Raw genomic sequence first — 12,176 nt, 5'->3', positions numbered from 1 at the left:
GGTCGCTGGCGTTAGTCTCACTCTTTCACGTCCGGATAATTCTCGAATGTCTCCTTGATCAAATGACGCAGCCACACGTTGGCCTGGTCGGTATTGAAACGCGCGTGCCAATGTTGCCGCAGTGCGAATGGCGGCAGAGCAACAGGCGGCGGAACGATCCTGATCGTCCCCAACCGGGAAAAAACTGTCCCGAGTTCCAGTGGAACCGTCGCAATCATGTCTGGCTGGGCATCGATCAGATGCGGCACGGTGAGGAAGTGCGGCGTGGTGAGGTAGATGTTTCGCCGGATGCCATAAGCGTCGAACGCATTGTCGTACGCGGCGCTCGCGCGTCCGGTCAACGATACGACAATCTGCGGCATCGTTTCGAACTGTGCGCGCGTCAGCGTTTTTCCCACCTTCCGGTTTCGCACGCTCACGAGCGTGACGAACGAATGCATGAACAATTGCTGCTGGAAAAGTCCTTCGGGCGCTGCGTGAATCGAACCGAGCGCCAGGTCCGCTTCGCCTGATGCGAGCATGCCCTCGATCTGTTCGAGCGGCACTTGCACCGAGCGCAACGCGCAATTCGGCGCCAGCTTGCGCAGCCGCCTGATCAAGGGCGGCAGGAAAACGAGTTCGCCCATGTCGGTCATGCAAAGCACGAAAGTGCGTTGAGCGGTCAGCGGTTCAAAGCCCGCCTCTGCGACGATGTTTTGACGGATCGTCGCGATCACTTCCGAGACCGTTGCGCCAAGCTGCTCGCCCTTCGGCGTGGGCGTCATGCCGTCCGTCGTCTTGACGAATAACGGGTCTTCGAAAAATGCGCGCAGACGGTTGAGCGCATGACTCATTGCGCCTTGCGTCAGCCCGATGTCTTGCGCGGCGCGCGTGACGCTCCGCTCACGCAACAAAGCCTCGAAGACGATCAGCAGGTTCAGATCCAGGTCGCGTATATGCATGGCGTGCATTGTAACTATTGATGTCATTAGCTTGACGCATCATGACGACGAACCTATCGTCCAGTCAAGCGCTGCAGGCACCGGCGCAAACAATAAATGAAGGAGACAAACCATGTTCATCATGAACACGTGGTACGTGGCCGCCTGGTCACATGAGGTCGCGCCGGACTCGCTATTTCCTCGCGTGATCGCGGAGAAACCCGTCGTCATGTATCGCAAGGAAGACGGCAGCGTGGTCGCGCTTGAAGACCGGTGCTGTCATCGCGGCGCGCCGCTTTCGGTCGGGCGTCGCGAGGGCGATTGCGTGCGCTGCATGTATCACGGGCTGAAGTTCGACAGCGGCGGCGCATGCGTCGAAGCCCCGGCTCAACAGCGGATTGCGCCTCGCGCGAAGGTGCGGAGCTATCCCGTTGTGGAACGGCATCGGTGGATCTGGATCTGGCTGGGCGATCCTGCGCTCGCCGACCCTTCCACGATTCCCGATACGCACTGGGTCGATGATCCGGCGTGGCGCAGCTTACCCGGCTACATCCACTATCACGTGAACTATCTGCTCATCTGCGACAACCTGCTTGATTTCTCGCATCTCCCATTCGTGCATCCCACCACGCTCGGCGGCTCCGAGGATTATGCGAAGGTGCAGCCCAAGGTCGAGCGGATCGACAAGGGCGTGCGCATCACGCGCTGGGTGTTGAATACGGATGCCCCGCCTTTCGCCGCAGCGGTGAAGGGGTGGCCAGGCAAGGTGGATCGCTGGAATATCTATGACTTCACGCTGCCGGCGATCCTGCGTATGGACTCGGGGATGGCGCCGACCGGCACGGGCGCGCGCGAGGGCATGCGGGTCGACGCGGCGGAATTTCGCGGATGTCAGGCCCTGACGCCCGAAACCGCGAATTCGACGCATTACTTCTTCGCGCACCCGCATAACTTCGCAATCGATCAAGCCGAGGTCACGCGATCGGTTCATCAGGCGGTCGTCGATGCGTTCGACGAAGACCGCGACATCATCACCGCGCAGCAGAAAAATCTTGCGCTCGATCCGGACTTCGAAGCGATGCCTTTCGGCATCGACTCGGCGCTGTTGCAGTTTCGCTCGCTCGTGAAGGAACAGCTCGATGAGGAACGGCTGGCGCGGCAGCCGTCCATTGAGGAGAGTTGACATGATCCAGGCCAAAGTTATTGCTATCAGGCTTGAGGCGGACGGCATCATCGGCATTGAATTGCGCGCCGCGGATGGCTCGCCGCTTCCGCCATTTGAGCCCGGCGCGCATATCGACGTGCATTTGCCGAATGACATGACGCGCCAGTATTCGCTGTGCGGCGACTCGCGCGACACGGCGACATACTGTCTCGGCGTCGGACGGTCCTCGACGTCTCGGGGCGGATCGGCGTATCTCCATGAGAAGCTGCACGTGGGCGACGTGCTGACGATCGGCGAGCCGCGCTCGCTGTTTGGATTGTCCGCCGAGGCGAAGCGTCATCGATTCATCGCGGGCGGTATCGGCATCACACCGATTCTCGCGATGATCCGCTCGTGCATGCATGACGCACTGCCTTGGGAACTGCACTATTGCGTTCGTTCGCGCTCGCACGCGGCGTGGCTGGACGAACTCCGCTCGTTCGGCGGCGACGTCCATCTTCATGCCGACGATGAGCAGCCGGCCGCTTTTCCCCGCGACATCGGTGCGCTGATGAAAGACTTGCGCGACGACGAACATGTCTATTGCTGCGGCCCGGCCGGGCTGATGGATGCGGTCGCGGCGCATGGACAGCGAGCGGGCCTGTCGGGGGCGCGCATTCACTTCGAGCGATTCACTGCGCCGGCGCCCGAAGCGTGTCCGTCGGATAACGGATCATTCGCCGTTGTACTGGCTCAGCAGGGCCTGCGGTGCGTCGTCGGAGCCGACGAGTCGATCCTCGATTGTCTCGAGCGGCATGGCGTGCGTGCCGCAAGCTCATGTCGCGAGGGCCTGTGTCGAAGCTGCGAGGTCGCGCTGCTCTGCGGAGAAGCAGATCACCGCGACTACGTGCTGGGCGACGATGAACAGAAGGCGAACAAGTCACTGATGATCTGCGTATCCCGTGCCCGGTCTGCTGAACTGGTGCTGGATCTGTAGACGCGCGTGAGGGTCCAGTGAGTTAGAAAATCGCGGTTGGATTCCCTCATTGGAAAACAGACTTTGGCGGCGCGGCGCCAATGCGAGTCACACGAAAATTCGAGGCAGGGAAGAGCGCGCCGCGGCGGACTTTGTTGCATGCCTATACCGGCTGGCTGCACAAGCGTCCCACAGCGGCGTCCCACAGCGGCGTCCCACAGCGGCGTCCCACAGCGGCGTCCCACAGCGCAGTCCGCCGCGGCCGCGTCAGTTCTTCTCCGCCGCGGCCGCGTCAGTTCTTCAAATCGTCCGGCACCTTGCCGCCGTTTTCCGCCAGCTTCTGCATGACCGCCTTGTGCAGCCAGGTGTTCATCGCCGCCGAGTCGTCGGTGCTGCCGGTGTAATGCAGCTCTGACGCGAGTTCCTTGCGCGCGGCGAGACTGCTGTCGAGGCCGAGCAGCTTCAGCAGGTCCACGATCGACGTGCGCCAGTTCAGTTTTTCGCCCGCGCCTTCCTGCATTTTCGTGAGTACCGCTTCCACGTCGACCGTCGGCATGGGTGTGACGGGCGGCTGGGCGTTGCCTGCCGCGGCAGTCGACGGCGTGGGCTGCGTTCCCGCCGGCGCCGTCGCGCTTCCGAGCGCCGCCGTGGCGGGTGCGGCCGCGCCGGCTGTCGCGCCGGAACCGGTGTTGGCGGGATGGTCGGACGGGAAAATCTTGTTGAGGATGGTCGAGAAAATGCTCATTTGTCGCTCCTGGTTCGGCGCCGGTCAACGCGGCCGGCGCTTGGGGCGCGCAACGCGCATGCCTGTGCGCGGGGCGCGGCGGCTTGGCACGCAGGCACGCAGGCGCTTGCCACGCGGCATCATCGTTATCCTAAGCAAATGGAGCGCGGCACAGCGTTTGCTGGATTTTGGCCATTCAACGAGAGAGGGAGGTTCACATGGTCGAGTCTTATCAAACCAGTTCCACTTCCGCCGATGCATTGCGCGACGACACGCTCGCGGCGGCGTCCGGCGCGGTGGACGAAGTCCGCGCGCGCAGTGCCCAGACACTGTCCGATCTGAAGGGCAAGCTGGCCGACGCGCAAGATGTGGTCAAGACGAAATATCGCGTGGTGTCGGAATCGACCGACGATTTCGTGCACGACAGTCCGTGGAAGGCGCTGACCATGGCGCTGATCGGCGGGCTCATCATCGGCATGCTGGCTGCCCGGTAGCGCGGTCCGCCATTTGAAGGAAGGAATGCCGGCTGGCGTCGCGCGAAAGCTCCATGCCGCCCGCGCGGCGGCATGGAGCGGCGCGGGCCTCAGGCGCCGATCGCCCGGCGCCTGCCCGCGTCAGTGCTCGCTTGGCCGGATGACGGGGTCGTCTTCCATGACCTCGCGCGTGGCCGACCAGTACGGCTGGCGGTTGTAGTAGCTATAGGTCGATTCGCCCCAGGCCGCGTCGGCCATCGACGGCCAGTGGTCCTTGTCGAACCCCGGATCGTCCTTCAGGCGCTGCGCCGTGATATCGACGAAGAAGCACTTCTGGTCCGTATCGAGCGTCAGCGCACTCCACGGAATCGCGTGCAGGTTCGCGCCCATGCCGAGGAAACCGCCTTCCGACAACACGGCGTAGGCAATGCGTCCGTTGCGGACGTCCAGCATGATGTCGGAAATCTTGCCGACGTGTTCACCGTCCGACGACATCACCTTGGTACCGTCGAGCGTCGCCGCGGCCATGACCTCCGGCCCCGGACCGTCGCCAATTCCCTCGCCGACGATCTTCGCTCCGCCCCGAGTCGCGCCTTGCGGATTGATTGAGCCCATCTCCCACCTCCTTGAAGAAAAAGGATGCGCCGATGGGCGCGCAAGCCACGTGCCCGTCGCGCTCAGCGCGTCAGCAGCGTGACCGTGGCGATGCCGAGAATCGTCATGATCACCGACGCGCAGACGTGAATCGCGATCTCGCCCGCAGCCCAGCCGAGGCGGCCGTCCTGCAGGTGCTGCACGACTTCGGCGGAAAAGGTGGAGAAGGTGGACAGGCCGCCCATCAGCCCGGTGATGACAAACAGACGCCACTCGGGCGCGAGCTGCGGCGCGCGCGCGAAGCCCGCGACGGCCACGCCGATCACGTAGCCGGCGATCACGTTCGACGCGAACGTGCCGAGCGGCAACGCGGGAAAAAGGGCGTTCAGACGCAGGCCGAGAAACCAGCGAAACAGCGAACCGAGCGCGCCGCCAATGGCGACCGCGACAATAGACAGATACATGAGAGTGCCTCGCGAAACCGAAGAGTCAACAAGCCGGGTCAGGCGGAAGGGCGCATGGGCGCCTTTCCGCGAAAGACCGGGGGAAGCAGGCATCATCAGCACGAGGCGGTTAATGGCCGGTTGAGCGTGGCTTGAGCGTTGATCGATCGTTGCTTGATCGCTGATTACGCGTCGGCGAGACGCGAAGGCCATCGGAGAATGCCATCTCCAACCCGCAACTCTAACATTCGCGGGTTCTGGGGACAGGTGACTCAGCCGAGGCTTTCGCGCTCCGGCGTCGCCGAAATCTTGTGGATCGACAGGTCGGCGCCGTTGTATTCGTCTTCCTGGTCGAGCCGCAGACCCACGGTCAGGCGGATCGCGCCGTACACGATCGTGCCGCCGAGCGTCGCCACGACGATGCCGCCCACCGTGCCGAGCACCTGCGCGCCGAATGACACGCCGCCCATGCCGCCGAGCGCGCGCAAGCCGAAGATGCCCGCCGCGATGCCGCCCCACGCGCCGCACAGGCCGTGCAGCGGCCAGACGCCGAGCACGTCGTCGATACGCCAGCGGTTTTGCACGCAGGTGAACATATAGACGAACAGCACGCCGGCGATGCCGCCCGTGATCAGCGCGCCGAGCGGATGCATCACGTCCGAGCCCGCGCACACGGCGACCAGCCCGGCGAGCGGCCCGTTGTACGTGAAGCCGGGGTCGTTGCGGCCCGCGAGCCAGGCCGTCAGCGTGCCGCCGACCATCGCCATCAGCGAATTCACGGCGACGAGGCCGCTGATCTTGTCGACGGTTTGCGCGCTCATCACGTTAAAGCCGAACCAGCCGACCGCCAGCACCCACGCGCCGAGCGCGAGAAACGGAATGTTCGACGGCGGATGCGCGGCAATGCCGCCGTCGCGGTGATAGCGGCCGTGGCGCGCGCCGAGCAGCAGCACGGCGGGCAGCGCGACCCAGCCGCCGAACGCGTGCACGACGACCGAGCCCGCGAAGTCGTGGAACGGCGCGCCGAAAACCTGGCTGATCCAGTTCTGCACGCCGAAGCGCTCGTTCCACGCGATGCCCTCGAAGAACGGATAGACGAAGCCGACCAGCACGAAAGTCGCGAACAGTTGCGGATTGAATTTCGAGCGCTCGGCGATGCCGCCCGAGACGATCGCCGGAATCGCGGCGGCGAACGTCAGCAGGAAGAAGAAGCGCACGAGCGCATAGCCGTTGTGCGCCGCGAGCGATTCGGCGCTGCCGAAGAACTGCACGCCGTAGGCGATCGTGTAGCCGATAAAGAAATAGGCGATCGTCGAGACCGAGAAGTCCACGAGAATCTTGACCAGTGCATTGACTTGGTTCTTCTTGCGCACGGTGCCGAGTTCGAGAAACGCGAATCCCGCATGCATCGCGAGCACCATGGCGGCGCCGAGCAGAAGAAAGAGCGTATCGGTGCCGGTTTTCAAGCTTTCCATCGATTATTTCCGCTTATGCCAAAAAGAGGGGCATCAAATGCAAGAAGCGGGCCAAAAGAGTGCCTCGGGGCTTTGCGCAGGTGCACGCCGGGGCAAACAGGCACTGAACTGGGTTTCGCGTCTCCTTCGAGCGCGAGACGGCGCAGACGATGCACCTTTCTGATCTGAAGTCAGCACAAAATGTGTGCGTTCGACGTCCCGTTTTGGTTCTCGTGACTCATTTCGGGGCGTGAATTTTCGTCTTCATTACGACGAGATTTCGCTACGCCAACTTACGTCGCCCACAGTGTGGAATCCACGCGCCGCCCGCTGGCGGCAAACGCCTGGTTTCTGGCGTCGCGCTTTGTTTCCGCGGCAAACGTCGACATAATGTGCCGTTCCGTGCACGACCCGCCGGCTCACATCTCCACTGCGCATGCGACTTACCACTAAAGGCCTGCTGCTAATCGCGATTCCGGCCCTCTTCGAGCTGGCGCTTCTGTCCGGACTCGTCAAGGCGCAGTCCGACGCCGCCGAAGCCGAGCGCTGGGCCGTTCACAGTCAGGAGGTGATGCATCAGAGCACCGCGATTCTCGATCCGGTGCTCGGCGAATCGGTCGCGCTGCGCGGCGCGGTGCTCGCCGGCGACACTCGCTTTGTCACGCCGGTGTCCGTCTGGGTCGATGTGGACCGCCGGATCGACCAGCTCGCGGAACTCGTATCGGACAACCCGGCCCAGGTCGAGCGCGTGGTGCAGGTGCGCCAGGCGGTGCAGGCCTGCCGCCAGTGGTCCGACCGGATTCAGGATCTGTTGCATTCGCGCCGGCGCAAGGACCTCGTCGACCGGTTCGGCGATCTGACGCAGTCCGACGGACTGGACGATTTTCGTCAGCAACTGAGCGTCTTTCAGATGGAAGAGCGGCGCCTCGACGCGCTGCGCACCACCGCCGCCGAAGCCGCCCGCGAACGTCAGCAGACGCTCGTCGTCGCGGCGGTGTTCGGCTCCTTGCTGTTCGTCGCGCTCGCCGTGTGGCTCTTCACGCGCGGGGTGCGCGGCCGGCTCGCGTTGTTGTCCGATAACGCCGGCCGGCTCGCGGGCAACGAGCCGCTCGCGCCCGTCGCGCCGGGCCGCGACGAAATCGCGCGCCTCGATCTGACCTTGCACGAGACGAGCCGGCGGCTGCTCGAAGCCGAGCGCATTCAGGCGCGGTTTCAGGCTGACCTCGCGCGCCGCGCGGACGAACTCGCGCGCATCAACGAGACCTTGCGGCAGCAGACCCAGGAAAACGAGATGTTCATCTACAGCGTGTCGCACGATCTGCGGGTGCCGCTCGTCAATCTCCAGGGCTTTTCAAACGAACTGACGCGCGCGTGCGACGAACTGCGGGCGGCGCTGCGCGAGTCGTCGCTCGCGGCGCAAATGCGCCAGCGAATTGAGCGCGTGGTCGACGATGACATCGGCGAGGCGCTGCATTATCTGCAAACGGCGGTGCTCCGGGCGTCGCACATCATCGACGCGCTGTTGCGGCTCTCGCGCATCGGGCGCGTCGAATACCGGCAGCAGAGGGTCGAGGTGCGGGACATCGTGCCGCGCGTGATCGACGCGATGCAGGGCTCGATTCGCGCGCGGCGCGCGCAGGTGCAGGTGGGCGAACTGCCGGCTGTGTGGGGCGATCCGACGGCGCTCGAACAGGTGTTCGCGAATCTCATCGGCAATGCGGTGAATTATCTGGACACGTCGCGCGAGGGCAGGATCGAGATCGGCACGACGCCGGCGCCGCCGGGCGTGCACTCGCTGCGCATCTTTTACGTTCGCGACAACGGGCTCGGCATTCCGGCGATCGCGTTGCCGCGGCTCTTCAATGCGTTTCAGCGGCTGCACGGCACGGCCGTCGCGGGCGAGGGCATCGGCCTCGCGCTCGTGCGCCGTGTCGTGGAGCGGCATGGCGGGCGGGTGTGGGCGGAATCGGCGGAAGGCGTGGGCACGACGTTTTATCTGTCGCTGCCCGAGGCCGGCGACACGCGTGCGGCGCCCGAGGCGGCGAACGATCACGCTATGGACGGGCAAAGGAATCTGCGCACCGGACCTTGAGGGGCTTTGAAAGGCGCTGGATGAAGGGCTTTTGATGGACGCTGGAGTGTCCGCTGGAGTCCGTTCGAAGACCCCGCTTGGTGGCCTTGAATGGCCACTGCAACACTGCTGGAGACCGCGTGAATAGCTGCTAAAACACCGCTTGAACACCGCTTGAACACCGCTTGAACACCGCTTGAACACCGCTTGAACACCGCTTAAAGACCGCTCGAAGACCATCTGAAAACCGCAAGACGCGACTACATCGCGCGCGCCAGAAGCGAAGCCGGTCAGCAGGAAGCGAATAGCCGGCGCGACTTGAGCAGCTTGCTGCCGCGAATCGACCAGTAGCAGCCGCACGCCATCAGAACCGCGACGACGCCCAGCACTTCGTGCGGCGTCGGGCGCAGCCCGAGCAGGCCGTCGAACGCGAACATGCAGCGCGCGACGATCAGCAGCGCGGCCCACAGCGAGCACGCGGCTTGCGCCAGCAGGCGCGTGCCGGCGAGGCGCCGCGCGCGGTTCTCGCGCGACCAGCCGGGCGGCATGCGTGCGCCGCGAAAAGCAATCGTCACCAACGTGACGGCAAGAATGACGATCCAGTCGGTCAGTTCCATCGAAGAGCGCTCCCAAGTCAGGCGGTGACTATAGGAATGCCCTTCGACGCGAACCATAGGACGACTCTCAAATGCCGCGCCGGCGTGCAATTGCCGCGCGCGGCCCATGAACCACCTCAAAGTTCGATACGCGTGCCGAGCAGCACGAGGAACTGGCGCAGCCATTCGGGATGGGCGGGCCACGCGGGCGCGGTGACGAAATTGGCGTCGGTGATCGCTGCGTCGACGGGAATGTCGGCGTACTCGCCGCCTGCCAGTTTCACCTCGGGCGCGCAAGCGGGATACGCGGAAATGCGCTTGCCGCGAATCACGTCGGCGGCGGCGAGCAGTTGCGCGGCGTGACAGATGGCGGCGATCGGCTTGCCCGCCTCCGCGAATTGCCGCACGGCGTCGATCACCTTGGAATTGAGCCGCAGATACTCCGGCGCGCGGCCACCCGCGATCGCGAGCGCATCGTACTGACGCGGATCGATGTCGTCGAAGGACGCGTTCAGCGTGAACTGGTGCCCTGGCTTCTCGGTATAGGTCTGGTCGCCCTCGAAGTCGTGAATCGCGGTCTTGATGCGCTCGCCCGCTTTCTTGCCCGGACAGACCGCGTCGACCCCATGCCCGACAGCCTGTAGCGCTTGAAACGGCACCATCGTTTCGTAATCCTCGGCGAAATCGCCGGTGAGAAACAGAATTTTCTTTGCCGCCATCGTATGCCTCCAATTGGTCAACGGAACACTGCGAACGCTCGATTGCGCCGGCCAGTCTAACGCACGACGTTTGACAGAACGTCGACCGCGCGCGCCGCGCTGAGGTGTTGACCCGGCATGCATGACGCCGTTGCGCGGCACTTCCCGGCAACGGCGTATGATGAGCGCGTTTTCGATAGCTTCGCCGCTTCGCGCGGTTCAAATCATCCATGACATCATCCATCCGTTCGCCGTTGCTGCGCCGTGCCGCCGTGGTCCTGCTCGTGTTCGGCGCACTCGCGGCTTGTCAGAAGAACGACGCGTCGGCCGGGCAGGTCGCCGGCAAGCTCAACGACGCCGCGCAGGCCGCCGCCCAGAAGCTCGATCAGGCAGCCAGCTACGTGGGCCAGAAGGTCGACGAGACGAAATCCACCGCGCAGCAGAATATCGAGTCGGCCTCGGCGCCTTCCGTCACCATCGATCCGAATGCGCTGGCCTCGACCGCGCAGACCAATCTGCAAAATGCGGCGAGCGCGGCCAACGCGCAACTCGGCAAGGCGGCGTCGCTGACGGGGCAGAGTCTCGAAAACGCGGGGCGCAAGCTGCAACAATGGTCGGCACAAAACACGGCTTCGACGACGAGTGCGGCGGCTTCGTCGTCGGGATCGGCCGACGCGCAGAAGCAGATGGACAAGTGATATGCACACGCGTGTCTTGAACGCCGCGTCGTTTGACAGGTGGGTTAAATGTAATTACGATGGTTACACATTGTCGTCGCGGGGCGGGTCGTTGTGAACACGAGTAGCCGGTTTGCATTTGCGGTGCATGTGCTCGCGTTGCTGTCGTTGCAGGAGGGCGAGCCGCTTTCCTCGGAGATGATCGCGGGCAGCGTGAACACCAATCCCGCGCTGATCCGGCGGCTTTTGACCATGCTCGCCGAGGCGGGTCTGACCACCTCGCAGCTCGGCGCGGGTGGCGGCGCGCTGCTCGCCCGCGCGCCTGGGCAGATTTCCTTGCTCGACGTGTACCGGGCGGTGGACGACGCGCAGTTGTTCGCGCTTCATCGCGAGGAGCCGAATCCGGCGTGCATGGTGGGGCGCAATATCCAGGTCGTGCTGCGCGGAATCATCGACGAAGCGCAGCAGGCCATGGAAGCGTCGCTTGCGCGGCGCACGCTCGCCGACGCCACGGCGGATTTGCAGCGCGCGGAGCGGTCGAGGGAACGCAAACGGCGGCCGCACGGCTAATGCCTGTATGCGCAACGCGGCGCGCTGCGCGGCGAGCCAATGCCGCATGACTCCAGACGTAAAAAGTCCAGACGTAAAAGCTGAAGACGTAAAAGTTGACGACGCATGACACGGGGCCGGGCGCCCCGATTTTTTCCGTATATATGTAATCATGATGGTTACATAAAACACTTGGCAGGAGCATTGAAATGAGCACACAGTTGAAGATCGCCTTGTTCGGCGCGACCGGCATGATCGGTTCACGGATCGCGGCCGAAGCGGCGCGTCGCGGGCATCAGGTGACGGCGCTCGCGCGCAATCCCGCGCGCGTGCCGGCCGATGTGCCGAACCTGAAAGCGGCGCAGGCCGACCTGCTGGACGCGGCGAGCGTCGGCGCGGCGGTGCGCGGTCACGACGTGGCGGCGAGCGCATATGCGCCGCCGCAAGGCGATGTGGGCGCGCTAGGCAAGGCGACCCGCGCGCTTGTCGAAGGCGTGCGCGCCGCGGGCCTGAAGCGGCTCGTAGTGGTCGGCGGCGCGGGCTCGCTCGAAGTGGCGCCCGGCAAGCAGCTGGTCGATACCGAAGGCTTCCCGGACGCCTATAAGGCGGTCGCGCTCGCGCATCGCGACGCGCTCGGCTACTACCGCGGCGTTACGGATCTCGACTGGACGTTCTTCGCCCCGGCAGCGATCATCGCGCCGGGCGAGCGCACCGGCACGTTCCGCACGGGCGCGAATTCTCTCATTTCCGATGCAGGAGGCAACAGCCGCATTTCCGCCGAAGATTACGCGGTCGCATTCGTCGACGAGCTGGAGCAGGGCCGTTTCATTCGTCAGATCGCGACGCTCGCGTATTGA

The 12,176-nt window shown here is 64.3% G+C and carries 14 protein-coding genes and 1 riboswitch; of the genes, 7 read left to right on the top strand and 7 right to left on the bottom strand.

The annotated features are described in order from the left end of the window. Nucleotides 1-17: 17 nt before the first annotated feature. Nucleotides 18-941: a LysR family transcriptional regulator gene (locus VOM14_RS08650; RefSeq protein ID WP_327628307.1), complete on the bottom strand. Its 924-nt coding sequence runs from the start codon at nt 939-941 to the stop codon at nt 18-20. 112 nt (nt 942-1,053) lie between these two features. On the opposite strand from VOM14_RS08650, the gene VOM14_RS08645 reads away from it, so the two are divergent. Both VOM14_RS08645 and VOM14_RS08640 read left to right on the top strand, forming a co-directional pair. Continuing rightward, nucleotides 1,054-2,103 (top strand): aromatic ring-hydroxylating dioxygenase subunit alpha, encoded by a 1,050-nt coding sequence (locus VOM14_RS08645; protein ID WP_327628306.1) that lies wholly within the window; start codon nt 1,054-1,056, stop codon nt 2,101-2,103. A gap of 253 nt (nt 2,104-2,356) precedes the next feature. Continuing rightward, nucleotides 2,357-3,061: a PDR/VanB family oxidoreductase gene (locus VOM14_RS08640; protein ID WP_327628305.1), complete on the top strand. Its 705-nt coding sequence runs from the start codon at nt 2,357-2,359 to the stop codon at nt 3,059-3,061. A gap of 271 nt (nt 3,062-3,332) precedes the next feature. On the opposite strand, the gene VOM14_RS08635 is transcribed toward VOM14_RS08640, so the two are convergent. After that, nucleotides 3,333-3,785: a DUF3597 domain-containing protein gene (locus VOM14_RS08635; RefSeq protein ID WP_327628304.1), complete on the bottom strand. Its 453-nt coding sequence runs from the start codon at nt 3,783-3,785 to the stop codon at nt 3,333-3,335. 197 nt (nt 3,786-3,982) lie between these two features. On the opposite strand from VOM14_RS08635, the gene VOM14_RS08630 reads away from it, so the two are divergent. Further along, entirely contained in the window at nt 3,983-4,258 is a 276-nt protein-coding gene (locus tag VOM14_RS08630) for a DUF883 family protein (RefSeq protein WP_327628303.1), read from the top strand. 120 nt (nt 4,259-4,378) lie between these two features. Here the strand turns inward: VOM14_RS08630 and VOM14_RS08625 are convergent, their stop codons facing one another. The 3 genes from VOM14_RS08625 to VOM14_RS08615 form a co-directional block, all read right to left on the bottom strand. Beyond that, on the bottom strand, nt 4,379-4,852 hold the full coding sequence (locus VOM14_RS08625; RefSeq protein ID WP_327628302.1) for a PRC-barrel domain-containing protein: 474 nt from the start codon (nt 4,850-4,852) through the stop codon (nt 4,379-4,381). A 62-nt stretch (nt 4,853-4,914) separates the two neighbouring features. After that, nucleotides 4,915-5,295 (bottom strand): fluoride efflux transporter CrcB, encoded by a 381-nt coding sequence (gene crcB, locus VOM14_RS08620; RefSeq protein WP_327628301.1) that lies wholly within the window; start codon nt 5,293-5,295, stop codon nt 4,915-4,917. Nucleotides 5,296-5,374: 79 nt separating this feature from the next. Next, a riboswitch (Fluoride riboswitch) is annotated at nt 5,375-5,513 on the bottom strand. Between the two features lie 33 nt (nt 5,514-5,546). Then, nucleotides 5,547-6,749, bottom strand: coding sequence for an ammonium transporter (locus VOM14_RS08615; protein ID WP_327628300.1), 1,203 nt, complete (start codon nt 6,747-6,749; stop codon nt 5,547-5,549). A gap of 415 nt (nt 6,750-7,164) precedes the next feature. Between VOM14_RS08615 and VOM14_RS08610 the strand changes: the two genes are divergently transcribed. Beyond that, complete coding sequence (locus tag VOM14_RS08610; RefSeq protein WP_327628299.1) at nt 7,165-8,820, top strand: sensor histidine kinase; 1,656 nt, start codon at nt 7,165-7,167, stop codon at nt 8,818-8,820. Between the two features lie 269 nt (nt 8,821-9,089). Here the strand turns inward: VOM14_RS08610 and VOM14_RS08605 are convergent, their stop codons facing one another. Beyond that, nucleotides 9,090-9,416: a hypothetical protein gene (locus VOM14_RS08605; protein WP_327628298.1), complete on the bottom strand. Its 327-nt coding sequence runs from the start codon at nt 9,414-9,416 to the stop codon at nt 9,090-9,092. Between the two features lie 116 nt (nt 9,417-9,532). Continuing rightward, complete coding sequence (locus VOM14_RS08600) at nt 9,533-10,114, bottom strand: DJ-1/PfpI family protein (RefSeq protein WP_327628297.1); 582 nt, start codon at nt 10,112-10,114, stop codon at nt 9,533-9,535. 209 nt (nt 10,115-10,323) lie between these two features. Here VOM14_RS08600 and VOM14_RS08595 point away from each other — a divergent pair, with 209 nt between their 5' ends. From VOM14_RS08595 to VOM14_RS08585, 3 genes are all read left to right on the top strand, one after another. Then, the gene (locus tag VOM14_RS08595) at nt 10,324-10,791 is read left to right on the top strand and encodes a hypothetical protein (protein ID WP_327628296.1); all 468 of its coding nucleotides are present in this window, start codon (nt 10,324-10,326) and stop codon (nt 10,789-10,791) included. 93 nt (nt 10,792-10,884) lie between these two features. Further along, nucleotides 10,885-11,340, top strand: a complete 456-nt coding sequence (locus VOM14_RS08590; RefSeq protein ID WP_327628295.1) for an Rrf2 family transcriptional regulator — start codon at nt 10,885-10,887, stop codon at nt 11,338-11,340. Between the two features lie 188 nt (nt 11,341-11,528). After that, nucleotides 11,529-12,176: an NAD(P)-dependent oxidoreductase gene (locus tag VOM14_RS08585; RefSeq protein WP_327628294.1), complete on the top strand. Its 648-nt coding sequence runs from the start codon at nt 11,529-11,531 to the stop codon at nt 12,174-12,176.

It is taken from the genome of Paraburkholderia sp. MPAMCS5, assembly GCF_036016995.1.
Lineage (GTDB): Bacteria > Pseudomonadota > Gammaproteobacteria > Burkholderiales > Burkholderiaceae > Paraburkholderia.
This window is presented reverse-complemented; position numbering and strand designations above follow the sequence as displayed.

What these genes read in the sequence shown, in the direction of transcription:
- VOM14_RS08650 (WP_327628307.1), bottom strand. Translation starts at nt 941, where the DNA reads ATGCATATACGCGACCTGGATCTGAACCTGCTGATCGTCTTCGAGGCT.
- VOM14_RS08645 (WP_327628306.1), top strand. Translation starts at nt 1,054, where the DNA reads ATGTTCATCATGAACACGTGGTACGTGGCCGCCTGGTCACATGAGGTC.
- VOM14_RS08635 (WP_327628304.1), bottom strand. Translation starts at nt 3,785, where the DNA reads ATGAGCATTTTCTCGACCATCCTCAACAAGATTTTCCCGTCCGACCAT.
- VOM14_RS08630 (WP_327628303.1), top strand. Translation starts at nt 3,983, where the DNA reads ATGGTCGAGTCTTATCAAACCAGTTCCACTTCCGCCGATGCATTGCGC.
- VOM14_RS08625 (WP_327628302.1), bottom strand. Translation starts at nt 4,852, where the DNA reads ATGGGCTCAATCAATCCGCAAGGCGCGACTCGGGGCGGAGCGAAGATC.
- crcB (WP_327628301.1), bottom strand. Translation starts at nt 5,295, where the DNA reads ATGTATCTGTCTATTGTCGCGGTCGCCATTGGCGGCGCGCTCGGTTCG.
- VOM14_RS08615 (WP_327628300.1), bottom strand. Translation starts at nt 6,749, where the DNA reads ATGGAAAGCTTGAAAACCGGCACCGATACGCTCTTTCTTCTGCTCGGC.
- VOM14_RS08610 (WP_327628299.1), top strand. Translation starts at nt 7,165, where the DNA reads ATGCGACTTACCACTAAAGGCCTGCTGCTAATCGCGATTCCGGCCCTC.
- VOM14_RS08605 (WP_327628298.1), bottom strand. Translation starts at nt 9,416, where the DNA reads ATGGAACTGACCGACTGGATCGTCATTCTTGCCGTCACGTTGGTGACG.
- VOM14_RS08600 (WP_327628297.1), bottom strand. Translation starts at nt 10,114, where the DNA reads ATGGCGGCAAAGAAAATTCTGTTTCTCACCGGCGATTTCGCCGAGGAT.
- VOM14_RS08595 (WP_327628296.1), top strand. Translation starts at nt 10,324, where the DNA reads ATGACATCATCCATCCGTTCGCCGTTGCTGCGCCGTGCCGCCGTGGTC.
- VOM14_RS08585 (WP_327628294.1), top strand. Translation starts at nt 11,529, where the DNA reads ATGAGCACACAGTTGAAGATCGCCTTGTTCGGCGCGACCGGCATGATC.